This is a genomic window from Maribacter vaceletii, assembly GCF_003634105.1.
GTDB classification, from domain to species: domain Bacteria; phylum Bacteroidota; class Bacteroidia; order Flavobacteriales; family Flavobacteriaceae; genus Maribacter_B; species Maribacter_B vaceletii.
The window spans coordinates 1,413,662-1,437,548 of sequence record NZ_RBIQ01000007.1 but is presented as its reverse complement, the minus strand read 5'-3'; the positions used below and the strand labels follow the sequence as shown (position 1 = coordinate 1,437,548).

26 protein-coding genes are annotated in these 23,887 nt (G+C 31.4%); 14 read left to right on the top strand and 12 right to left on the bottom strand.

Annotated elements, in window-relative coordinates; translation table 11 throughout:
- Position 1: 1 nt before the first annotated feature.
- Positions 2–730: a polyprenol monophosphomannose synthase gene (locus CLV91_RS05880; RefSeq protein ID WP_121064901.1), complete on the bottom strand. Its 729-nt coding sequence runs from the start codon at positions 728–730 to the stop codon at positions 2–4.
- 132 nt (positions 731–862) lie between these two features.
- Between CLV91_RS05880 and CLV91_RS05875 the strand changes: the two genes are divergently transcribed.
- The 3 genes from CLV91_RS05875 to CLV91_RS05865 are packed head-to-tail and all read left to right on the top strand — an operon-like array spanning position 863 to position 3,940.
- On the top strand, positions 863–2,530 hold the full coding sequence (locus CLV91_RS05875) for an ArnT family glycosyltransferase (protein WP_121064899.1): 1,668 nt from the start codon (positions 863–865) through the stop codon (positions 2,528–2,530).
- Positions 2,530–3,180, top strand: a complete 651-nt coding sequence (locus CLV91_RS05870) for a DUF4271 domain-containing protein (RefSeq protein WP_121064897.1) — start codon at positions 2,530–2,532, stop codon at positions 3,178–3,180. Before CLV91_RS05875 ends, CLV91_RS05870 begins: the two co-directional genes overlap by 1 nt.
- Before the next feature lie 13 nt (positions 3,181–3,193).
- Positions 3,194–3,940: a uroporphyrinogen-III synthase gene (locus CLV91_RS05865; RefSeq protein WP_121064895.1), complete on the top strand. Its 747-nt coding sequence runs from the start codon at positions 3,194–3,196 to the stop codon at positions 3,938–3,940.
- 76 nt (positions 3,941–4,016) lie between these two features.
- On the opposite strand, the gene pckA is transcribed toward CLV91_RS05865, so the two are convergent.
- Both pckA and CLV91_RS05855 read right to left on the bottom strand, forming a co-directional pair.
- Positions 4,017–5,633, bottom strand: coding sequence for a phosphoenolpyruvate carboxykinase (ATP) (gene pckA, locus CLV91_RS05860; RefSeq protein ID WP_121064893.1), 1,617 nt, complete (start codon positions 5,631–5,633; stop codon positions 4,017–4,019).
- Positions 5,634–5,709: 76 nt separating this feature from the next.
- Entirely contained in the window at positions 5,710–6,087 is a 378-nt protein-coding gene (locus CLV91_RS05855; RefSeq protein ID WP_121064891.1) for a DUF423 domain-containing protein, read from the bottom strand.
- A gap of 82 nt (positions 6,088–6,169) precedes the next feature.
- On the opposite strand from CLV91_RS05855, the gene CLV91_RS05850 reads away from it, so the two are divergent.
- Positions 6,170–7,528, top strand: a complete 1,359-nt coding sequence (locus tag CLV91_RS05850) for a saccharopine dehydrogenase family protein (protein WP_121064889.1) — start codon at positions 6,170–6,172, stop codon at positions 7,526–7,528.
- A 61-nt stretch (positions 7,529–7,589) separates the two neighbouring features.
- A complete protein-coding gene (locus CLV91_RS05845) occupies positions 7,590–8,060 on the top strand; it encodes an Lrp/AsnC ligand binding domain-containing protein (protein WP_121064887.1) in 471 nt (156 codons plus the stop codon).
- A 48-nt stretch (positions 8,061–8,108) separates the two neighbouring features.
- Here CLV91_RS05845 and CLV91_RS05840 read toward each other — a convergent pair whose 3' ends face one another.
- From CLV91_RS05840 to CLV91_RS05825, 4 genes are all read right to left on the bottom strand, one after another.
- Entirely contained in the window at positions 8,109–8,807 is a 699-nt protein-coding gene (locus CLV91_RS05840; RefSeq protein ID WP_121064885.1) for a zinc metallopeptidase, read from the bottom strand.
- A gap of 150 nt (positions 8,808–8,957) precedes the next feature.
- Positions 8,958–10,058, bottom strand: coding sequence for an alanine dehydrogenase (gene ald, locus CLV91_RS05835; protein WP_121064883.1), 1,101 nt, complete (start codon positions 10,056–10,058; stop codon positions 8,958–8,960).
- Positions 10,059–10,499: 441 nt separating this feature from the next.
- Entirely contained in the window at positions 10,500–10,754 is a 255-nt protein-coding gene (locus CLV91_RS05830) for a SemiSWEET family sugar transporter (RefSeq protein WP_121064881.1), read from the bottom strand.
- 89 nt (positions 10,755–10,843) lie between these two features.
- Entirely contained in the window at positions 10,844–13,855 is a 3,012-nt protein-coding gene (locus CLV91_RS05825) for a leucine--tRNA ligase (protein WP_121064879.1), read from the bottom strand.
- A 120-nt stretch (positions 13,856–13,975) separates the two neighbouring features.
- On the opposite strand from CLV91_RS05825, the gene CLV91_RS05820 reads away from it, so the two are divergent.
- The 5 genes from CLV91_RS05820 (at position 13,976) to CLV91_RS05800 (ending at position 17,435) form a co-directional block, all read left to right on the top strand.
- Positions 13,976–14,854 (top strand): cell division protein FtsX, encoded by an 879-nt coding sequence (locus CLV91_RS05820; protein ID WP_121064877.1) that lies wholly within the window; start codon positions 13,976–13,978, stop codon positions 14,852–14,854.
- 9 nt (positions 14,855–14,863) lie between these two features.
- A complete protein-coding gene (locus tag CLV91_RS05815; protein WP_121064875.1) occupies positions 14,864–15,130 on the top strand; it encodes a DUF3098 domain-containing protein in 267 nt (88 codons plus the stop codon).
- A 1-nt stretch (position 15,131) separates the two neighbouring features.
- On the top strand, positions 15,132–15,926 hold the full coding sequence (locus CLV91_RS05810) for an undecaprenyl-diphosphate phosphatase (protein WP_121064873.1): 795 nt from the start codon (positions 15,132–15,134) through the stop codon (positions 15,924–15,926).
- A 19-nt stretch (positions 15,927–15,945) separates the two neighbouring features.
- Positions 15,946–16,650 (top strand): tRNA pseudouridine(55) synthase TruB, encoded by a 705-nt coding sequence (gene truB, locus CLV91_RS05805; protein ID WP_121064871.1) that lies wholly within the window; start codon positions 15,946–15,948, stop codon positions 16,648–16,650.
- A gap of 62 nt (positions 16,651–16,712) precedes the next feature.
- Positions 16,713–17,435, top strand: coding sequence for a hypothetical protein (locus CLV91_RS05800; RefSeq protein WP_121064869.1), 723 nt, complete (start codon positions 16,713–16,715; stop codon positions 17,433–17,435).
- A gap of 18 nt (positions 17,436–17,453) precedes the next feature.
- Here CLV91_RS05800 and CLV91_RS05795 read toward each other — a convergent pair whose 3' ends face one another.
- Both CLV91_RS05795 and CLV91_RS05790 read right to left on the bottom strand, forming a co-directional pair.
- Positions 17,454–18,587, bottom strand: coding sequence for an esterase-like activity of phytase family protein (locus tag CLV91_RS05795; protein WP_121064867.1), 1,134 nt, complete (start codon positions 18,585–18,587; stop codon positions 17,454–17,456).
- Between the two features lie 144 nt (positions 18,588–18,731).
- Positions 18,732–19,364 (bottom strand): thioredoxin family protein, encoded by a 633-nt coding sequence (locus CLV91_RS05790; RefSeq protein WP_121064864.1) that lies wholly within the window; start codon positions 19,362–19,364, stop codon positions 18,732–18,734.
- A gap of 118 nt (positions 19,365–19,482) precedes the next feature.
- Between CLV91_RS05790 and CLV91_RS05785 the strand changes: the two genes are divergently transcribed.
- Both CLV91_RS05785 and CLV91_RS05780 read left to right on the top strand, forming a co-directional pair.
- Complete coding sequence (locus CLV91_RS05785; protein WP_121064862.1) at positions 19,483–20,046, top strand: DNA-3-methyladenine glycosylase I; 564 nt, start codon at positions 19,483–19,485, stop codon at positions 20,044–20,046.
- Positions 20,036–20,614: a hypothetical protein gene (locus tag CLV91_RS05780; RefSeq protein ID WP_121064860.1), complete on the top strand. Its 579-nt coding sequence runs from the start codon at positions 20,036–20,038 to the stop codon at positions 20,612–20,614. The genes CLV91_RS05785 and CLV91_RS05780 overlap by 11 nt, the downstream gene beginning before the upstream one ends.
- A gap of 11 nt (positions 20,615–20,625) precedes the next feature.
- Here the strand turns inward: CLV91_RS05780 and aat are convergent, their stop codons facing one another.
- Together aat and CLV91_RS05770 are read right to left on the bottom strand one after the other, a co-directional pair.
- Positions 20,626–21,267 carry a leucyl/phenylalanyl-tRNA--protein transferase gene (gene aat / locus CLV91_RS05775; protein WP_121064858.1) on the bottom strand — a complete coding sequence of 214 codons (642 nt, stop codon included), beginning with the start codon at positions 21,265–21,267 and terminating at the stop codon, positions 20,626–20,628.
- A gap of 86 nt (positions 21,268–21,353) precedes the next feature.
- Positions 21,354–21,731, bottom strand: coding sequence for a DUF3127 domain-containing protein (locus tag CLV91_RS05770; protein WP_121064856.1), 378 nt, complete (start codon positions 21,729–21,731; stop codon positions 21,354–21,356).
- Between the two features lie 204 nt (positions 21,732–21,935).
- On the opposite strand from CLV91_RS05770, the gene CLV91_RS05765 reads away from it, so the two are divergent.
- Together CLV91_RS05765 and CLV91_RS05760 are read left to right on the top strand one after the other, a co-directional pair.
- Positions 21,936–23,087 (top strand): sensor histidine kinase, encoded by a 1,152-nt coding sequence (locus CLV91_RS05765; RefSeq protein ID WP_121064854.1) that lies wholly within the window; start codon positions 21,936–21,938, stop codon positions 23,085–23,087.
- Positions 23,087–23,443 carry a hypothetical protein gene (locus CLV91_RS05760; protein WP_121064852.1) on the top strand — a complete coding sequence of 119 codons (357 nt, stop codon included), beginning with the start codon at positions 23,087–23,089 and terminating at the stop codon, positions 23,441–23,443. Before CLV91_RS05765 ends, CLV91_RS05760 begins: the two co-directional genes overlap by 1 nt.
- Here the strand turns inward: CLV91_RS05760 and CLV91_RS05755 are convergent.
- The gene (locus CLV91_RS05755; protein ID WP_121064850.1) at positions 23,433–23,822 is read right to left on the bottom strand and encodes an HIT family protein; all 390 of its coding nucleotides are present in this window, start codon (positions 23,820–23,822) and stop codon (positions 23,433–23,435) included. The two genes, CLV91_RS05760 and CLV91_RS05755, sit on opposite strands and share 11 nt — an antisense overlap.
- Positions 23,823–23,887 lie beyond the last annotated feature (65 nt).

Genomic DNA, 23,887 nt, shown 5'->3' with positions numbered 1-23,887 from the left:
CTTAAAACTTATTTTTTTGAAAAAGACTTCTTAGTTTCATTACTAAAACACCCCAAATAGCTTCTTTTATAATTGATCCACTCATTTTAGATTTTCCTCTTACACGGTCCCTAAAAACAATAGAAACTTCTTCTATACTATAATTTTGCACATACGCTCTAAACTTCATTTCTATCTGAAAAGCATACCCAATAAAACGAACAGAATCTAAATTTACATTCTCTAAAACATACCTTCTATAACATACAAAACCAGCTGTAGGATCATGTACCCGCATCCCAGTTATCATTTTCACATAGAAAGAAGCTCCATAGGATAACAAAACCCTATATAAAGGCCAATCCACAACATTTACTCCTTTTTTGTATCTCGAGCCAACAGATACATCTGCGCCATTTAAGCAAGCTCTATGTAATCTTATTAAATCTGATGGTGTATGAGAAAAATCGGCATCCATTTCAAAAATGTAATCATACTTTTTTTCTATAGCCCATTTAAATCCATGAATATATGCAGTACCTAATCCAGATTTCTCTTTTCTAACTTCTATAAAAAGACGATCTGGATACTTTTTCTGTAATGCATATACAGCTTCAGGAGTACCATCTGGAGAATTATCATCTACAATTAAAACATGATAATCTTTCTTTAACTCAAAAACAGCATAAATTATAGCCTCAACATTTTCTATTTCGTTATATGTTGGGATTATTACTAAACTATCGGACATTGAATTCTTTTGAATTTTAACAAAAATAGTGTTTTAATGTCTCTAGAAAAATGAGATTTTAGTATTTATACTTTTTTTAAATAGAAACATAAGTAGTAGAATTCGTAATTTTGACATAAATTATTTTTTAAAATGCTAAAAAAGCTTCCTAAATTACTAGTTATTTTATTAGCTAGCCTTCTTGTTTTAAACTTATTACAGGCGTATTTTACGGAACTTATTTATGATGAAGCTTACTATTGGCACTATGCTCAAGATATGGCTTGGGGTTACTTTGATCACCCTCCAATGGTAGCTTTTCTTATTAAAATTAGTAGTTTTTTCTTTAGTGGTGAGCTTGGGGTTCGTTTTATGAGTTGTATTCTCTCTATTGGCTCAATAGTTATATTATGGCTTTTAATAGATAACCCTAAAAAAAGAGAGCATATACTTCCTTTTTTCACATTTGCCTTTTCCCTAACACTATTAAACGCATATGGCTTTTTTACATTACCAGATACGCCACTTGTATTTTTTACTTGTGTTTTTCTTTTAGTTTACAAACACTTTATAAAAGACCCTAACTACTATAAAGCCATACTTTTAGGGGTTATTATAGCCGCTTTAATGTATAGTAAGTACCATGCATTTTTGGTTGTTTTCTTTATAATTTTATCTAATTTAAAATTAGCTATAAATAAATATGCATGGATTGCTGTAGGTATTGCTTTATTATGCTACACACCACATTTTTTATGGTTATATGAACACGATTTTGTTTCTATAAAATACCATTTGTATGAACGCCCAAATGGTGCTTATCACTTTGAAAAATATACTGTAGGTTTCTTCATTAATTTAGTAGCTATATTAGGTTTTACTTTCCCATGGGTATATAAAGCATTGTATAAAACTAAAGCGACAGACCTTTTTACAAAGGCTTTACTGTACCTAACCTATGGTTTTATTATATTTTTCTTTATTTCTAGTTTTAACAGAAGAATACAAACACAATGGGTTATAATAATATCTATACCTTTATTTATACTAGCATATAATTATATGCTAACTAATAAAAATGCATTAAAATGGATTTATAGAACTGCTATTATAAATACCATTGTTTTAGTTATTTTAAGAATAGGCTTAATTTACAAGCCACTTTTTCCTGTCTATTATGAAACACATGGAAATAAATTATGGGTTAATAACTTACATTCTCAAATTGGGGATACTCCAGTAGTTTTTGAAAATTCTTATAGAACCACGCCTATGTATGCATTTTATACTGGAAGTAACACCTTCTCTTTAAATAATATATATTATCGCCAAAACCAATATACTATTGATAAGACAGAAGCAACTGTTCAAAACAAAAAAGTCTTATATGTTTCTAAATACTATAAAAAAGGGGACATTAAATACAAGCGTATAGATGGTACTTTTTTGTACGGTAATTTTATCGAAAATTTTGAATCTTATAGAAAACTTAAGTGCAGTATAAAAGAAGACATAGAAACACTTAACCATACCACAGAATATACCTTACAAGTATACAACCCATATGATAAAGTAGTACCTCTTAAAAAATTAAAATTTTCCGTAGTATACTTAGATAAATACAAAAAAGTGAAAGATTTAATTTCTATTACACCAACTGCATTTAAAGAAAATATTTTAACTTTAAGTGCTAAAGACACTACCAACTTTAAAATAAAACTACCTAAATCTAAAATGGAAAAGCCAAGTTACTTTAAAATAAGTATCTCCGAGAATGGCCTTATTTCTGGATTAAACGGTTCCAATATAAAAGTAAACTAATGGAGCCTATTTATAGAACATCTGGAACTTTAGATTGGATTACTATTCTACTTTTTAGTAGTTTATTATTTATTATTATAGCTAAAAGTCTATTCTATACTAGATTCTTAAATTATATAATTCTTCCTTTTAATAATAAATACATTTTTATGTATAATAAAAAGGAAAAATTAATGAATTGGTTTAATGTCTTTTTTACACTATTTCAAATCATAAATTTTTCACTTTTTCTATATTTTGCCTGGTGTATTACTTGGCAACCGCATCCAGAACAACAACTATTTGGTTATTTTATAATACTAGGAACAGTATTATTATTTCAAATCATAAAATTTATTTTACAAATTGGAAATGGCTTTATATTTAGTAATATTAAAATCTTTTCTGAATTAATTTTTAAGAAAATTTCTTACTTAAACTATAGCGCAATACTTATGTTTATTGCTAATATAATCCTTTGTTATATTTTAAAAGAATCTACAACAGTAGTATATATAACTCTAATTTTAATACTAATAATTAATGGTATTGGCTGGATTACAGTACTAAAGAACCATCAAAAATTTATTACTCACAATTTTTTCTATTTTATTTTGTACCTTTGCGCACTCGAAATTGCACCCTTCGTGATTATGGGAAGCCTACTATAAAATAGTATAATGTATGAAAGTAAAAACGATTTTGGTATCTCAGCCAGAACCAAAAATGGAAAACTCTCCATATTCTAGACTTATTGACAAAGAAAAGGTTAAAGTTGACTTTAGACCTTTTATTCATGTAGAAGGAGTAAACGCCAAAAATGTACGCCAACAAAAAATAGATTTACACAAGTATACTGCTATTATTCTTACAAGTAGAAATGCTGTAGATCATTTTTTTAGAATTGCCGAAGAAATGCGTTTTAAAGTCCCAGACAGCATGAAATATTTTTGCCAATCTGAAGCTGTTGCTTATTATTTACAAAAATATGTAGTGTACAGAAAACGCAAAATATATGTAGGTAAAAGAAATTTTGATGAATTAGTTACTTTATTTAAAAAATATAAAGACGAAAAATTTTTATTACCATCATCAGACGTTTTAAAGCCAATTGTTCCTGAAACATTAGATAACCTAGGAGTACAATGGACACGTGGTATATTTTACAAAACTGTAATTAGCGATTTATCCGATTTAAGAAATGTTTACTATGACATTTTGGTCTTTTTTAGCCCATCTGGAATAGAGTCTTTATTACAGAATTTTCCTGACTTTGAACAAAATGACACCCGTATAGCTGTTTTTGGAAATTCTACCGTAACTGCTGCTAACGGAGCTGGTTTACGTATAGATATTAAAGCACCAACACCAGATACACCGTCTATGACAATGGCATTGCAGAAGTATATTAATGATGCCAATAAAAAATAGAGTAGTTTCTATTTTATTTTTTAGAAAACTATAAATTACAAAAAACCCTGAGAAAATTCTCAGGGTTTTTTCTTTTTTAAAATGCATATCGTTGTGGTCCACCACGCCTTATTTCTTCACTAGCATAAGATTCGAACTTTTCAAAATTCTTTCTAAATGCATTAGACAATTTAAATGCCGTTTTATAATATTTCTCATCATCATTCCATGTAGTTCTTGGGCTTAACACTTCTGTTGGAACCCCAGGACAAAATCTTGGTTGCGCTACCCCAAAAACTGAATGTATATGATATGTATCATAAGAATAAGAGCCTAAATCTCCATTTAAAGCAGCATGTATCATGGCACGTGTATATTTTAATTTCATACGGGTACCAACACCGTAAGGACCTCCTGTCCAACCTGTATTAACTAACCATACATTTACCCCTGCATCTTTCATTTTTTTACTCAACATCTCTGCATATTCTGTAGGGTGCAATGGCATAAATGGTGCTCCAAAACAAGCCGAAAAAGAAGGTTGTGGTTCTACAACACCTGCTTCTGTACCTGCTACTTTAGCAGTATAACCAGAAATAAAATGATATGCAGCTTGGTTTGGTGTAAGTTTAGATATTGGAGGTAAAACTCCAAATGCATCTGCTGTTAAAAAGAAAATATTTTTAGGGTTATGCCCTATTGAGGGTTGTTTTATATTTTCTATATGGTATAACGGGTAACTAACCCTGGTATTCTGTGTAATACTAATATCGGAGAAATCTACTTCACCTTCACCATCCATTACAACATTCTCCAGAATAGCACCTTTTTTTATTGCCCCAAAAATCTCTGGTTCATTTTCTCCAGATAAGTTAATTACTTTAGCATAGCAACCTCCTTCAAAATTAAAAACAGCATTTTCATTATTCCACCCATGCTCATCGTCTCCAATTAACTTTCTAGTAGGATCTGTAGATAATGTTGTTTTTCCTGTTCCAGATAAACCAAAAAATATTGCAGTATCTCCATCTTTACCAACATTAGCAGAGCAATGCATTGGTAATGTATTTTTTTGTACCGGTAAAATAAAATTCAATGCAGAAAAAATTCCTTTTTTAATCTCTCCAGTATAGCCTGTTCCTCCAATTAAAGCTATTTTTTTTGTAAAGTTTAAAATAGCAAAATTGTGCTGCCTTGTTCCATCTACATCTGCTACTGCCATAAAACCTGGCGCATTAATAACAGTCCACTCAGGATCAAAATTCTTAAGCTCTTCAGAGGTTGGTCTAATAAACATGTTATATGCAAACATGTTAGACCAGGGATATTCATTAATAACCCTTATATTCATTCTATAATTAATATCTGCACAAGCATAACAATCGCGCACGTAAAGCTCCTTTTCATTTAAATAAGAAATTACTTTATCATGCAACTTATCAAAAGCATCTGGATCAAACGGGATGTTTATATCTCCCCACCAAATTTTATCTTTTGTAATAGCATCTTTTACAATAAAACGATCTTTTGGAGACCTTCCTGTAAACTCGCCGGTATTAATTGCTAAAGTTCCACTAGAAGCCTCTACTCCTAATCCTTTCTCCAAAGTAACGGCATGCAATTCATCCGCAGAAAGTTGATAGTTAAAATTGTCATGATTGATTCCATATTTTTTTAACGAAATCGTTTTCGTAAATTGCCTAGTTTTATCCATGTAAATTTTAATTTAGAGTACAAACATATATAAATTTTGCGCCCTCCCCAATATAAAAACAAATTAATTAGACAAATTACCTAAATGTTCGATAGCCTAATACTACCCATCCAAAAATTAATATTGTCCCACCAATAGGGGTTAATAAGGCAATAGTTTTAAAATTAAAACCTGTAAGGCTATTTGTAGCTAGTAAATAAATAGAAAAAGAGAAGAAAATAATTCCTATGGTTAATAGATAATAAATTAACTTTTTTCTTTCTTCTTTGATTAGAGAAGTAGTACTTAAAAATAATAACAGTAAAGCATGATACATTTGATAACGAACCCCTGTCTCAAAACTCTGTAAACTATCTACACTTAATACTTTTTCTAAAGCATGAGCCCCAAAGGCTCCTAATATAACAGCAAGAACTCCTAATAGAATCCCAGTACCAAAAATTGTTTTGTTCATAACTTATTTTATTGTTATTTTTACATTTGTAACAATTATATATTATAATATTTGTCTATCTAGACACAAAATTACAAAAACCATGTTGCGAAAAATACTTATTGTAGGTGCTGGCAAATCTACATCCTATTTAATAAATTACTTTTTAGAAAAATCCGAATCCGAAAAATTACATATTACCATTGGAGACATTAACCCTAAAGCAATTTCTGAAAAATTCGCTAAACATGCTGCTTGTACTATTGTAAAGTTAGATGTTTTTAATGATGAGGAAAGGCAAAAAGCTATTAACAATAGTACTATTGTTGTTTCCATGCTCCCTGCACGTTTTCATATACTAGTTGCCCAAGATTGCATTACCTATTCTAAACATTTAATTACTGCATCTTACATAAGTAAAGAAATAAAGTCTTTAGATAAACAAGCAAAAGAAAAAGGGCTTGTTTTTATGAATGAAATTGGCTTGGATCCAGGTATAGATCATATGAGTGCTATGCAATTGTTAGATTCTATTAGGAATAAAGGTGGTAAAGTTTTGCTTTTTGAGTCTTTTACAGGTGGCTTAGTAGCCGCAGAAAGCGACACCAATCTATGGAATTATAAATTTACTTGGAACCCTCGGAATGTTGTTCTAGCAGGACAAGGTGGTGCAGCACAATTTATTCAGGAAGGAACTTATAAATATATTCCGTATCAAAAATTATTTAGAAGAACAGAGTTTTTTAATATCCCAGGATACGGGCAATTTGAAGGATATGCCAATAGAGATTCTTTAAACTACAGAGAGGCTTATGGTTTGCAAGATGTTTTAACATTATATAGGGGAACACTACGCAAAGTAGGTTTTTCTAAGGCGTGGGATATATTTGTACAATTGGGAATGACAGATGATAGTTATACTATTGAAAATTCTCTAGGCATGCGTTATAGAGAATTTGTAAACTTATTTTTACCATACTCCCCAACAGACTCCGTAGAACTAAAATTACGACACTATTTAAATATAGATCAAGATGATATTATTTGGAGTAAACTTATAGAGTTAGATTTATTTAATCCCAATAAAAAAATATCTCTTGAAAAAGCAACACCTGCACAAATTCTACAAGAAATATTAGAAGCAAGATGGACCTTAGACGAAGAGGACAAAGATATGATTATCATGTATCATAAAATTGGATACAAACAAGATGGTAAAAAATATCAAATTGATGCAAACATGGTTGTAATAGGAGAAAATAGAACATATACAGCTATGGCAAAAACTGTTGGATTACCAGCAGCTATAGCAACCTTATTGGTTTTAAATAAAAAAATAACTACTCCTGGAGTTCAAATTCCACTAACAAAAGAAGTGTATACCCCTATTTTAAAAGAACTAGAAAACTACGGAATATTATTTACAGAACAACAAGTTCCTTATGTTGGTTACAATACATAAAGATAAGAATTAATATGTGTTAGCTTTTTTTTACTTTTACTAGATATTTGAAACTACTTTTATGAAATCTGCTGATAAAAATGTTAAAATAGATGGAATAGACAAGAAAATTCTAAGATTTTTAATGTCTGATGCAAGAAAACCTGTCTTAGAAATTGCAAGAAGTATAGGTATTTCTGGTGCTGCCATTCATCAACGTTTACGAAAATTAGAGTCCTCAGGACTTTTGGCTGGTTCTAAATTTATTATAAACCCAAAAGTTATGGGTTATACCACTATGGCTTATATTGGTATCTACTTAGATAAAGCAATGAGTAACCCAGTTGCTGTTAAACAGCTAGAGAAAATTCCAGAAGTTTTAGAATGCCATTACACTACAGGAAACTGGTCTATATTAATTAAGATACTCTGCAGAGATAATGAACATTTAATGCATGTATTAAATAGAGATATACAGCAAATAGAAGGTGTTTCTAGAACAGAAACATTTATCTCATTAAATCAACAAATAGACCGACAAATTACCATATAAAAAAGCCTCCAAATTGGAGGCTTATATTTTTTACTACATCAAGTAAAATTAATCTCTACTTGCTACTCGCATAGCAAAATATAACAAAGTTGCCAGTGCTCCAATAGCAGCAACTAAATAAGTTCTTGCTGCCCATTTAAGAGCATCTTCTGCACCTGCATATTCTTCTTGACTTACCATATTTTTATTCTTTAACCAGGCTAATGCACGGTTACTAGCATCATACTCTACAGGGAGAGTTATAAAGCTAAATAATGTTCCTATTCCATATAATGCAACACCAACCCATGCTATAGTACCTCCAATAGCTGTAGTACTCATAAGTGCCATTCCTCCAAAAATTACCCACATAGAAAATCTAGAAGTAATATTTAAAACTGGTACTAGTTTAGAGCGCATTTGCAACCAACTATATGCTGTTGCATGTTGCACTGCATGCCCAACCTCATGTGCTGCTACTGCAGCAGCAGATGCATTTCTTTGCGCATAAACGCCTTCACTTAAATTAACTGTTTTATTTGCAGGGTTGTAATGATCCGTTAACATTCCCGGTGTAGAAATAACTTTTACATCTGTAATACCATGATCGGCTAACATTTTCTCTGCAATTTCCGCACCACTTAGCCCATTACGTAAATATACTTGAGAGTACTTTTTAAATTTACTTTTAAGACGGTTACTAACAAACATACTAAAAAGCCCAAAAGCTCCAGCAATTATTATATAACCTATATCAAATCCAAACATAACTTTCTATTTTTAATTTTAAATAAATATACTAAAGAATTATTCTTGCAAACAAATTCTTTTAATAATAGAAAGCAAAAACCCCGCCAATATTCCCGAATTAGCCAAAAGGAAAATTGACAAGGTTTTTAAAACTAACTTAATCTTAATTTATACCATAGAGGATTGCCAACCAAAAGCCTCTATAATTTCTTTATATACTACGCCACCATTTACAATATTTAAACCTTTTTGTAGTGCTTCATTCTTAGAACTAGCCACTTCCCATCCATCTTTAGCTAATGCTAAAACATAAGGAAGAGTAACATTAGTAAGTGCCATTGTAGAAGTATATGGCACTGCCCCTGGCATATTTGCCACAGTATAATGTACAACGTCTTCTATTATATAGGTAGGGTCTTCATGTGTTGTAGGCCTTGTAGTTTCTACACACCCACCTTGATCCACAGCAACATCTACAATTACTGTTCCTGGGTGCATTTCCTTTAACATATCTCTAGTTATTAGGTTTGGCGCTTTTGCTCCTTTAAGCAAAACACCTCCAATAATTAGATCATGTGTTTTTATATGTTTTCTTATATTAAACTCATTAGAAAACTCTGTAACAACGTGTGGTGGCATTACATCATTTACATAACGTAAACGTTTCATATCTATATCTAAAATAGTGACATGCGCTCCTAATCCTGCTGCCATTTTAGCAGCTTGTATACCTACTACACCCGCTCCAAGTACTAAAACTTTACCTGGCGCTACTCCCGGAACACCTCCTAAAAGAACTCCTTTACCTTTTACAGGTTTTTCTAAATATTTAGCACCTTGCTGTATTGCCATTCTACCAGCAACCTCAGACATTGGTGTTAATAAGGGTAAGGTACCGTCTTCATCTTCTACCGTTTCATAAGCTATACAAATAGCCTTACTTTTTATCATGGCTTTCGTTAAGGCTTCACTAGATGCAAAATGAAAATAGGTAAATACAATTTGCCCCTCTTGCACCAAAGTATATTCTTCCTTTATAGGTTCTTTTACCTTTACAATCATTTCACTCATAGCATAAACCTGCCCTATAGTATCTAAAATAACAGCACCAACTTGTTGGTAATCTTCGTTCGTAAAACCACTTCCTACTCCAGCGTTAGATTGTACATAAACTGTATGATTAGAACGAACAAGCTCAAAAACCCCTGCAGGAGTCATTCCTACACGACTCTCATTATTTTTAATTTCCTTTGGGACACCAACTATCATTTGTTACGATTTTAGTAATACTGAAGCAAATTTGTGATAAACTTTTGAAATAAAAAAATTTTTTTAACAAAATATTAGGGGTCAAGTACAAAATACATCGAATAAAATATAACAACCCCCTAATTTTTTAGGGGTAATAATAAAAATAATGATATTATTTATAAATATTTTATCATTTTACTAGGGTGATGCAAAAATAAGTGAGAAATTAAAATAAATGAATTACAGAATGAGAATACTATAAATAGGGAGCGAAAAAGTTAAAAAAGAAGAAAAAACACAGTACTTTTTTTGTGAAAAAAGGAATAACACACTTGAAAGAACAAAAACACAAGTAGTTTTTATGCCACAATTAGAATTTAAATACCCTAAAACTTGTCTTACTATTTAAGACGCTTTTTTTTATCTATGATTTGTGGACTTGACATGAGGCTTTTTTACCTATTTGTATTTAAACTTTAATACAATAACAATTAACACCAATACTAAAGTTACTGTATTGGCAATTACCATAGATATGCTATTAATATAATACCCATAAATTAACCAAAGTATTATCCCTATTAAAAAAGCAATATACATGGTTAAGGATATGTCTTTGGTAGATTTTTCTTTCCAAGCTTTATATACTTGCGGAAAAAAAGAGGACGTAGTAAACACGGCTGCTATTAACCCTAAAATCTCTATTTTTTCCATAGGAGTGATTTAATTAGAAAAATGATTTTTCTTAAAAATTACAAGTTAGGAAAATATAATCCTCTCTTTTAAAAGAGAGGATTTAAATACTACCCTACTATATTCACAATTTTACCAGGAACTATAATCACCTTCTTTGGTGTTCTTCCTTGTAATTGCTGTTGTGTTTTTTCATGTGCCATTACCACTTCTTCAATCTGGTCTTTGCTCATATCTAATGGTAACTCCAATTTAAAACGCATTTTACCATTAAAAGAAATTGGGTATTCTTTGCTACTTTCTACCAAATAACTTGCATCAAAAGCGGGGAAAGGTGCTGTAGAAATAGACTTGCTATTCCCTAATTGACTCCATAGTTCTTCTGCTATATGCGGAGCATAAGGCGATACTAAAATTGCCAAAGCTTCTAAAATCTCTTTACTAGTACATTTCTGCGTAGAAAGTTCATTTACACATATCATAAAAGTAGATACAGAAGTATTGAAAGAGAAATTCTCTATATCTTCTTCCACCTTTTTAATGGTTTTATGTAAGGTTTTTAAATTGTCTTTGGTTGGCTTCACTTCGGCTTCACTTCGGCTTCGCTCAGTGTCCTCGCTCAGTGACCCATCCATAAAAGGAACATACAAACGCCATAGTTTTTTTAAGAAACCGTGTGTTCCTGTAATACCTGCTGTATTCCATGGTTTAGATTGCTCTAAGGGGCCTAAAAACATCTCGTACAAACGCAAAGAGTCTGCACCGTATTCTTCACAAATTTCATCTGGATTTACCACATTGTATTTGGATTTGGACATTTTTTCGACTTCGCGACCAACGATATATTTACCATTCTCAACAACAAAAGTAACACCTTCATTTTCTGGTCTCCATTTTTGAAACGCATCCATATTCAATTCATCAGAAGAGTTAACCATAGAAATATCAACATGTGTTTTATGAATATTGATATTTTTATTCCAATAAGTTTTTTCTCCCCATTGTTCTTTATACTTATCAACAACTTGATCAATAACCTTCTGAACAGCAGGGTCTATCTCTTGATTTTCAAGCTTATCTATTAAGCTTTTCGTAAAATAATGAAAAGTCGGTTCGGTATAAAGAGTTGTAGACTCGCCATCTTTTAATTCAATACTTAATGTATAAACAAAAGCACTAGTCCCTGTAATCATTCCTTGGTTAATCAGCTTTTTAGCAAATTCATCTTTGGGTACAAAACCTTTATCGAACATAAATTTTTGCCAAAAACGGCTGTATAATAAATGCCCTGTTGCATGCTCGCTACCACCAATATATAAATCTACATCTTGCCAGTAGTTCATAGCCTCTTTAGAGAAAATTTCTTCCTCGTTCGTAGGGTCCATATACCTATTAAAGTATTGGGAACTTCCTGCCCAACCTGGCATCGTATTCAACTCCAAAGGCCACACTGTGTTGTTATTAATCTCACTATTGTTCACTACTTTATTTGCAACTGTATCCCATGCCCAAACCTCAGCATTTCCTAATGGCGGCTCTCCGGTTTCGGTTGGCAAATATTTTTCTACCTCTGGCAACGCAATTGGTAAATGTTCTGGCGCAATCATTTGTGGCATTCCGTCTACATAATATACTGGGAAAGGTTCTCCCCAATAACGCTGTCTACTAAAAACAGCATCGCGTAAACGGTAGTTTATTTTTCCTTCGCCTTGGCCTAATTTCTCTAATTCGTAAATCGCCAATTTCATGGCTTTCTTATATGGCAATCCGTTTAAGAAATCGGAATTAGCAATTACTGTTTTACCCTTATCCGCAAAAGCTTCTTCAGAAATATCTACACCTTCAAAAATATTAGGAATAGGAATATTAAAATGTTTTGCAAAATCATAATCTCGCTGATCCCCACATGGAACAGACATTACTGCTCCTGTACCATAACCTGCCAACACATAATCACCTATCCAAATAGGAATAGGCTCTTTAGAAAATGGATGTTCTGCATATGCTCCTGTAAAAGCACCTGAAATGGTTTTTACATCTGCCATACGATCACGCTCCGAACGTTTTGCAGTAGCTTCTATATAGGCTTCAACCTCCGCTTTTTGCTCTGGCGTTGTTATTTGTGAAACCAAATCGTGTTCCGGAGCCAAAGTCATAAAACTTACGCCAAAAATAGTATCTGGGCGTGTTGTAAATACATCTATAACCGCATCATGTTCATTTACATTAAATACTGCCGAAGCACCTTGAGAACGACCAATCCAATTGGTTTGCGAATCTTTTAACGGTTGTGGCCAATCTATCTTTTCTAACCCATCTAACAAACGTTGCGCATAGGCAGAAATACGCATGCTCCATTGGGTCATTTTTTTACGAACCACAGGATGCCCACCACGTTCGGATACGCCATTTACAATCTCGTCATTTGCCAAAACTGTTCCTAAAGCAGGACACCAGTTTACCTCGGTTTCCGCTAAATACGTCAACCTATATTGTAATAAAACTTCTTGCTTTCTTTTATCAGAAAAACTATTCCAATCTGCGGCAGAAAATGTTTCAATAGCATCATCGCAAACTGCATTTACAGCTGTATTCCCATCTTTCTCAAAAGCAGCAATAAGAGTTTCTATATCTTCTGCTTTGTCTGTCTCTTTATTATACCACGAATTAAATATTTGAATAAAAATCCATTGGGTCCATTTGTAATATTTTGGGTCCGATGTTCTTACCTCACGACTCCAATCAAAAGAAAAACCAATTTGATCTAACTGCCTTCTATAGGTTTTAATATTCTCTGCAGTAGTAATTGCAGGGTGTTGTCCAGTTTGTATAGCATACTGCTCGGCAGGAAGTCCAAAAGAATCATACCCTTGCGGATGCATTACATTAAAACCTTTGTGTCTTTTATAACGTGCATAAATATCGCTCGCAATATAACCTAGAGGATGCCCAACATGTAATCCTGCTCCCGAAGGATAAGGAAACATATCTAAAACATAGAATTTAGGTTTTTCTATATTCCCTTCGACTTTACTCTGGGCAGGATTATCCGCTTTAAACGTTTGGTTCTCTGCCCAATATTTTTGCCACTTGGCTTCAATTTCATTGAAATTGTACTGCATGATAGGTATACTTTTATTCTCGGCAAAAATAAGTTTAATAAAGGAAAGACGAAAGCTAAAGCAACAGCTTGTTTAAAGGCATAAATAATTTTCCTATTTTTACAACTCGGAATACCAATTATGAGCAAATCTTTTGAAAATTATCAAAAAAGAAAATTAATTTCTTCTTACTTCTCTGTAGTACTTAGTATAGCTTTAGTATTGTTTTTACTAGGTATTTTAGGGCTTTTGGTTTTAAATACTAAAAAAATGGGAGACCATTTTAAAGAACAAATTACTATTTCTGTATTTTTAAAAGATAGCGCTAAAGAGGTAGAAATAGACCAGATGCAAAAAAGCCTTTCTATGGCAGAGTATACAAAAAAAGCTATTTATGTTTCTAAAGATGAGGCTGCAAAACAACATACCGAGGAATTAGGGGAAAATTTTCAAGATTTTTTAGGCTACAATCCTTTAAAAAACTCTATTGATGTACAGCTAAATGCCGATTTTGTTTCTCCAGAACAAATTGCAACTATTGCCGAAGAAATTTCTGGAAAAGGATATGTAGACGAGGTTAGTTACGATAAACCTCTTGTTGGTTTATTAACTGAAAATATTAAAAAAATTGGCTTGTGGATTTTAATAGCAAGTAGCATTTTTACCTTTATTGCTGTTTTATTAATTAACAGCTCTATTCGCCTATCTATCTACTCTAAACGTTTTATTATAAAAACTATGCAAATGGTAGGTGCAACAAAGACATTTATAAGACGTCCATTTATTATAAATAATATAAAACTTGGTATTCTAGGTGCCATTTTAGCATTAATAGCTCTTGGCGGAGTACTTTTATACGTAAATGAGCATTTTAAAGAACTTGGCCTTTTTGAAGATTCTACCATTTTAATAGTACTTTTAGTATCCGTTTTTGTCTTAGGGGTACTTATTTCGTTTATTAGCACCTATTTTGCTACACAACGCTTCTTAAATCTTAGAACCGACGAATTATATTATTAAATTTGCCCTATGAGTAAAAAACAAAATTCTAATATAGGTAACTCGGAAAAACAAGAGTTTATTTTTCAAAAGAAAAACTACCTTTTCATGTTTATAGGTTTAGCCTGTATTGCCTTAGGTTTTATTTTAATGAGCGGTGGCGGTAGTGATGACCCTACTGTTTTTAATGACGATATCTACAATTTTAGAAGAATACGTTTAGCACCAACTCTTGTATTAATTGGCTTAGGTATTGAAATCTACGCTATATTGTTAAATCCGCATAAGAAAAAATAATTTGGAAACTTTAGATGCTATTATCCTTGGAATAATACAAGGTTTAACCGAATTTTTACCTGTTTCTTCTAGTGGCCATTTAGAACTTGGGAAAGCTATTTTAGGAGACAATTCTGTACCAGAAGAAAGCCTTTTATTTACAGTAATACTGCACTTTGCAACAGCATTAAGTACTATTGTTGTTTTTAGAAAAGATATATGGGAAATTCTTAGTGGTTTATTACAGTTTAAATGGAATGAACAAACCCAATTTTCTTTAAAAATTATTCTTTCTATGCTCCCTGCAGTTATTGTAGGATTGCTTTTTGAAGAGCAATTAGAAAGTTTTTTTGGAGGTAATATTCGCTTTGTTGGTTTTATGCTTCTTATAACTGCTGTACTTCTTTATTTTGCAGATAAAGCAAAAGATACCGATAAAAAAGTAAGCTTTGGCAATGCTGTAATTGTAGGTATTTCGCAAGCCATTGCAATGCTTCCTGGAATCTCTAGAAGTGGCGCTACTATTTCTACATCTGTTTTACTTGGCGTAGACAAAACCAAAGCTGCTCGTTTTTCTTTCTTAATGGTTATTCCTTTAATTTTTGGGAAAATTGCTAAAGATTTATTTAGTGGTGATTTAACTTTCTCTGGTGAAAACAATTTTGCCATGGGAGCTGGTTTTATTGCTGCCTTTTTAGCTGGTTTAGTTGCCTGTACCTGGATGATCCAATTAGTAAAGAAAAGTAAACTTTCTTACTTTGCTATTTACTGTTTAATAGTAGGTATTATTGCTATTACGTACGGATATATAGGATAAACCCCAACATATAAACCTATTGAAAACTAAAGAAGATTTTTTAGAAGGACAATTATTATTGATTGATAAACCATTAAACTGGACCTCTTTCCAGGCGGTTAACAAAATAAAATGGGGAATTCGCAAAGCTTTTAATTTAAAAAAAATTAAAGTTGGCCATGCTGGTACTCTAGATCCTTTGGCTACAGGTTTGCTAATTATTTGCACAGGTAAATTCACTAAAAAAATTACCGAAATTCAAGGGCAAACTAAAGAATATACTGGCACAATAACGGTTGGTGGCACAACGCCTTCTTTTGATTTAGAAACCGAGGTAAATGAGACTTTTGCAATTGAACATATAACTCCAGAACTTATTACTACTACTATTCCTAAATTTTTAGGAGAAATAGAACAAGTACCTCCTATTTTTTCTGCTTTAAAGAAAGATGGAAAACGCTTATATGAATATGCTCGAGAAGGTAAAGAAGTAGAAGTTAAAAAAAGGCAAATTACCATTTCTGAATTTGAAGTTACAGCTATTAATTTACCGGAAATAGAATTTAGAATTGTCTGCAGTAAAGGAACTTATATTAGGTCTATAGCAAATGATTTTGGAAAAGCACTTAACTCTGGAGGATATTTATCTGCCTTACGAAGAACCAAAATTGGGGATTACAACGTAAATATAGCAATAGACCCAACAACGTTTGAAGAAACATTACCAAAAAGAGAAAATATATAATACTATTTTTCTCATTTTTAAGGTCTTGTAAAATATTTTAGCAAAAAAGAGGTTATAATCCTATGCAATTAAATCGTAAACATTTATCCTTTTTAATTACTTTTTTCTCGCTGTCTATCATGGTGTTAGCATTATACAACATACATTTAGGCAAAGAAGAAGATAAAGAGGAATATGTTGTAGAAATGGTTATGCTAGATGAAGAGCTTGAAGAGCTCATTGAAGAGAAAGAAAAACTGGAAGAGCAGGCCAAAGCAGACCCTATTAAAAGTCATTTAGCTTTTAATGAAACTGCAAAACCTAGTTATGGCAATCCTGAACCTTTAAAAACACTAGATGAAATTTTAGAAGAAAGAGAAGTTGCTAGTAATAGTGATGCTCCTTCAGACAACTCGGAATCTGATTATAATGCCCGCGTAAAAGAATTAGCCAAAAAAAGAGAAGAAAAAAAGCAACTTTTAGGAGAAAGAGAAGCTCAAAAAGAAGAGTTTACTAATAATTTAGCGGCACGTAAAACCTCTGTTTCTTATTCTTTAGTGAATAGGAATAACTACAAATTACCTCCGCCAATATACACCTGTATAGAAGGTGGTAAAGTGGTTATTAATATTCAAGTAAATGTGGTTGGCAATGTTACGGATGCTTCTTTTAATACAAAAAGCTCCACTACATCAAATGGTTGTTTGGTAGATAATGCCATTACCTATGCCTTAAAAGCCAAATTTAATTCTTCAGACAAGGCTTCCCAAAAAGGAACAATTACGTATATTTTTCAAGGTAAATAAAACTACAGCTTCTTACCACTATTCTAAGTTTTCTAACTCTAAAACTATAAACTGATTTAGTTGTGGCGCAAAAGAACTAAAATTATCATCTGCTATAACTACTAAAGAACGGTTACCATTTTCAAAATCTGGTCCAAAAGTTATCCCTTCTATATTATCTACTGTATTGTTGGTTAATTTACTTCTAATAGATTCAAAATCGAATACTAATTTTTTGGTAGATGCTGTATAAACTGCTCCTTCTAAACTCGTAACGCCACTTACATTTGTTGCATTAGAAATATCTACACTATAAATTTTTACTGTATTACCTCCATTTGCATAACCAGAAGAAAAAGAACGTTCTAACGCTAAAAATTTATTAGTATCATATGCTAAAAGCTCTACAAGACCATTAACCTCTAAATTTGTATCGTTAATAGCAGGTTTAGGAACAGAATTGAGTTCATACACAAATTCTTTTCCAAAATTACCTTCTTCATCTATATTAATAATTCTCACAGGAGTTACTGCTTCTATTGTTGTAGGCACTGCTCCATCTTGTTTTAGTGGCAACTCTGTAGCGGTCCAATATCCCATAGCATTAGCATCTAAAGAAAGAGCTTCAAAAACACCATTATTTCTAGGCCCTATATTCTCTTCCGAAGAAACTTTAAACTTAGTATCTAAAGTAAAAGAACGTATAAAATCTCCGGTAAAAGAAGCTTCTCTAATAAAGGGGTTAATTCCGCTATTTACACCACCTTCACTACTCCAAACAATAGTATTGTTTTTAGTGATACGTATAGATTCTGGGTCTGCAACGCCGCTAGGTAAAGGCTTCCCATTTTCTCCTTTAAATGCTACAACATCAATTAAATTTAAAGTATTAAAGCCTTCTAAATCATAATCTATTTCAGCAGTATAAAACCTAACCGGAGCTTTAGAATCATCACAAATAAAATACCATGTTCCATTATGATAATCTATACCTGAGAGTCCGCCTACTAAAGTGTTCTTAAAAAACTCTTTCTCAGGAAATATGTATTCATCAATAAAATTTATTGAGGTTTCCTTAGTTTCTAATTTTGGTTTTTCTACTTTTCCACTAGAAGAGCTACATGCAAGAAAAATAAGAGAGAAAGCACAAAATACTATAGCTAATAATCGCATAACATATTAAATAATATTCAAATATCTTAATTTATACTATTAACTGCCAATACTAAACAATTATTTATCTTAAACATAACCACAACTCTCCATAAAAAGGTATTGTTACTTTCATAATCCTTGTATTAAAAAATGATTTTACTTCTACACATCTAATAGCATAACTAAATCTTCAATTGTATTTTGCCCTTTATCTTTATTATACCAAACCTGTAAATCTTGTTTAAACTCTGGAGTTAAAGTTCCGTGTTCTTTTTTATAATCTTCTACCATTTTTGTTGCTATTGTAGGTCTAGAACCCCATTCTCCAAGAACTTCTAAAGTAGTACTATCTAGCATTATTAACTTAGGAATAGAAAGTGTGCCATTTACTAAAAACCTATTCATTAACTCAAGGTTTTGGTCTCTTTGAATAACTTGTAAATTTATATTCGGGTTCAATATTGCCAACTTATTCATTACAGGCATAGTCTGAGCAGCATCGCCACACCAACTTTCTGTTAAAACTAACCAAGTAATTTTTTTTGAATATGCTTTTACTTTCTCTAATACAACTTCATTTACTTTTATAGTTTTATCTAAACGTTTCATACGTCTATTATTTAAAACAGTATAATTAGATAATGCTTCTGTTTGCACAGTCCCTGTAGATTTTTCTTCCTCGGCTAAAGACGCTACTAAATCTCTATATTCTTCATAAGAAATAGCTATATCTAGGGCTTCTTTAATTAGAGTTGCCGTTTCTTTCTCTATTGTATTATTGCTTAATGTTTCCATTCAAAATAATTTTAAATCCAAATTTACTTTAGTCCGCTTTTAGAAAAGCTGATATTGATCATATTGGTAGGATAAATTTTATAAAACTTACATATCTTTAGTTTTTAGAAAATAAACTATGGAAAAACATAAATGCGGTTGGTGTTTAGGAGATGAACTTTATGAGCAATACCATGACCTAGAATGGGGGCTTCCTGAGAAAGAGGATGACGCGTTGTTTGAGTTTTTAGTATTAGAAACATTCCAAGCAGGTTTAAGCTGGATTACCATCTTAAAAAAACGAGAAAATTTTAGAAAAGCTTTTGACAATTTTGAGTATCAAAAAATTGCAGAATATGAACAGCCAAAAATAGATTCTTTATTGCAAGATGCAGGAATAATTAGAAACAAATTAAAAGTTAATGCTACCGTTACTAATGCAAAAGCTTTTATGAAAGTACAAGAAGAATTTGGTAGTTTTAGCAAATACATTTGGGATTATGTAGACCATAAACCAATAAAAAACAAGGTTGTTAATTACAAGGAAGCCCCTGCAAACACTCCACTTTCTGATACGATTAGTAAAGATTTAAAAAAAAGAGGGTTTAAATTTGTAGGCAGTACTGTAGTTTATGCTTTTATGCAAGCAACAGGTATGGTAAATGATCATGAAATAAATTGTTTTAGGTATAATGAAGTATAAATTTCTATTAGTAATAGTCTTTTTTAGCGCTTTTAAAATACAGGCACAGTTAAAGTATGAAAGAGAATTTAGAATTAAAAAATCTCAATTTCCTACTAGTGCTTTGCAATTAGTTGAAGAAAAACTTCCTGGCATAAAAAAAGTTAAATTTTATAAAGAAATAGATAGCTCAATAGCTATATATGACGTTAAATTTAAAAAAGACCGCTTATGGTATAGTCTAGAATTTACTAAAGAAGGGAGTCTTAAAGATATTGAGGTAAAAATTAAAAATATTGATATTCCCGAAGAAAGTTATGAACGTATTCTTCTATTTTTAAAACAAACTTTTACTTCTTATAAAATAAAAAAAATACAACAACAATATGTGGTACTTAATAATGAGAAAGAAATATTAAAGGTTCCTTTTCAAAACTTAATTACTCCAGATATTTATTACGAGTTATTGGTAAAAGGAAAAAAAGAAACACACGGTAAAAAACTATATAAAATACGCTATAATTCCGAAGGAAAAAATATATCAATTAAAGAAACCTTACCACCTAACTACGACCACACTTTATACTAAGGTTAAATACGTTATTTTTTTAGGATAGAAATAAAATCATCTCTTGGTATTTCTCTTGCTCCCAAACTTTCTAAATGTGGAGTATACATTTGGCAATCTATAAGTTTGTATTCTTTTTTTTCTAGTTCCTGGGCCATTTTTATAAATGCAAATTTAGAAGCATTGCTACGTGTACTAAACATGCTTTCTCCGCAAAAAACAGTTCCTAAATCTATACCATACAAACCACCAACTAGCTCTTTATTTTCCCAAACTTCATAAGAAACTGCTTTGCCTAATTCGTGTAGTTTTACATAAGCATTTATCATTGCAGTAGTTATCCAAGTTCCTTCTTGCCCTTCTCTTTTTGCAGTAGCACAATGAATTAAAACATCTCTAAAACATTGATTTTTTGTCACAGAAAAAGTTTCTCTCTTTAAAACCTTACGCATACTTTTAGAAATTTTAACTTCTTTAGGAAAAAGAACCATTCTATGGTTTGGACTCCACCAAAGAATTTGTGACCCCTCATTAAACCAAGGAAAAATTCCAGATTTGTATGCTAAAATTAAGCGCTCTGGAGACAAATCTCCACCAATTGCTAATAGCCCATCTTCATGGGCATTTGCAACAGGGGGAAAAAATAATTCTTGATTTAAAAAATATAAAGACACTTTATGTTTTTCTTTATCGTATTAATAAATACTAAAAAACCTTCCTAAACTTATCTAGGAAGGCTTTAATTTTTATTTATCTTATATTAAAAAGGTAAATCGTCGTGATCTTCTTCATTTAAATTATCTGCAGGCTCAAAAGCATCCATTGGAGGTACTGGTGGTATATTAGCATTTGGTGCTTCAGATTGTAAGTTCTCTATTCTCCAACCTTGAATAGAATTAAAATACTTAACCTCTCCTTGCGGATTTGTCCACTCTCTACCTCTTAAATTAATACTTACTTTTACATCTTGTCCTACAGCATGTTTATTAAGTAAATCGCACTTATCCTGTACAAATTCAATCATTATACTTTGTGGATATTGCTCATCTGTAGTAACTACTAATTCTCTTTTTCTAAAACCATTGTTCCCAAAAGTTTGTTCTTGGTTAATTAGTTTAATTTTTCCTTGTACTTCCATATTCTCTTAGTTTACTGTACTTACTTTTTTCTTTTAAAAGTGATTGTTGTTTTTTCTATTTTTTAATTAAAATTACTTTTAAATATCTTAATTATATAGATTTACAAATGTATGAAAATTGTATCCTATTTAAAACTCTAGATTACTACCTAAAAGCAATATTATTGCAATTTAATGTATCTTTATTACCAGAAATCATGTTTCATGAATTTTAATTCTCGTAGAAAAACGTATAACCTCGTTTTATTAGCAATAGCTTTTGGTATTGTAAGTCTTATTTTGTGGAATACAAATAGTTTTTTTAAAAAGTTTAAAGAGGAAGAGCGCTTAAAAATGGAGATTTGGGCAACTGCACAATCTGAGCTTTTACAATCTTCAGAAAACATGGATTTAGGAAACTTAACTATAAAGGTTTTGCAAAACAATTCTTCCTCACCCATGATTTTAGAAAATAAAGACGGTTCTATTAGGGTAAATAATATGCCCAATAAAAAAATAGAAGATAGCCTTTATATTAGAAAAAAAATAATTCAATTTCAAAATGAAAACATCCCTATTTCTATAGATCAACAAGGAGAACATTTAGCAACTTTATATTATGGTAATTCAGATGTTTTAAATAAACTTAAATATTATCCTATTGCCTTACTTTTAATAATAATTCTTTTTGGCGCCGTTATATTTTTCTTTTTCAAGACCAATAAAGCATCAGAACAAAACAAATTATGGGCTGGGATGGCAAAAGAAACTGCGCACCAAATTGGGACACCACTTTCTTCTTTATTAGGCTGGAATGAGTTACTTAAAATGGAAAATATTAACCAAGATATTACTCAAGAAATAGAAAAAGATATTGCCAGACTAGAAACTATTACAGAACGTTTTTCTAAAATTGGCTCTTTACCTACCCTTAAAGAAGCAGATATTGTAAAGGAAACAAGAGAAGCTTATGAATATCTTAGAAGAAGAAGCTCTAAACTTATTCATTTTTCTTTTATTCCTAAAGTAGATAGTTTGCCTGTGCTTATAAATAGTTCTTTATACAATTGGACAATAGAAAATTTAGTAAAAAATGGCATAGATGCCATGAAAGGTAAAGGTAGTATTGCTATTGAAATAGTCCAAAACGGTAAAAATGTACATATTTTAATTGCCGATACTGGAACAGGAATTTCCAAAAATAATTTTCAAACTATTTTTAATCCTGGGGTTACTTCTAAAAAAAGAGGATGGGGATTAGGCCTTTCTTTAGTAAAAAGAATAGTTGAAGAATACCATAATGGAAAAATTAAAGTACTTTCGTCTGGTAAAGAGGGTACTATAATGCAAATATCCTTAAAAGTAAAAAGTACGTAATGGCTGAAATAAAATTAGTAGTTATAAAAGAAGCCGATATAACTAATAACTGTCCAGAATGTTTTAATCAAGATTTAAAACTTTCTTTTTATCAAAAACACAGTTATGGAAAGTTTGTGCGCAAAACAACTAATGTGGTTACACATAAGCTTACTTGTAACACTTGTAAATCTGATATTTATCCTGTAAACTGGACAGATGATATTGAGCGTATTTTTGAATATTACCAGAAAATGGCAATTCCGGAAAAAAATTCTGTAAAATATACTTCTGTATTTTACATTTTATTATTGTCTACTTTTACGCTAATAGGTGTTGGAATATATTTATTTACTTCGGGAATTATTAAATTTTAGCACGTATTTTAGTCGCAATAGCTTCAAATTCTTCTGTAGTTAATTTTACTTTGTTTTGAAAAGTTGCCTCTTTCATTTCATTAAGAGGAATAAGGTGCACATGGGCATGAGGAACTTCTAAACCTATAACTGTTATACCAACACGTTTACAATCTAATGCAGCTTCTATTGCCTTACCCACCTTCCTAGAAAAAGTCATTAAACCCATGTATGTTTCTTCATCTAAATCCATTATTTTATCTACCTCTTTTTTGGGGATACATAATGTATGGCCTTCTGCATTTGGGTTAATGTCCAAAAAAGCAAAAAAGTTTTCGTCTTCGGCAATTTTAAAACAAGGAATTTCTTTATTAATTATTTTGGTGAAAATGGTTGGCATATTGTTGATTTTTAGCTTTTTCAAAGGTACAAAAGTAGTCTTAGAGAGATGTAATTTGAGCTAAA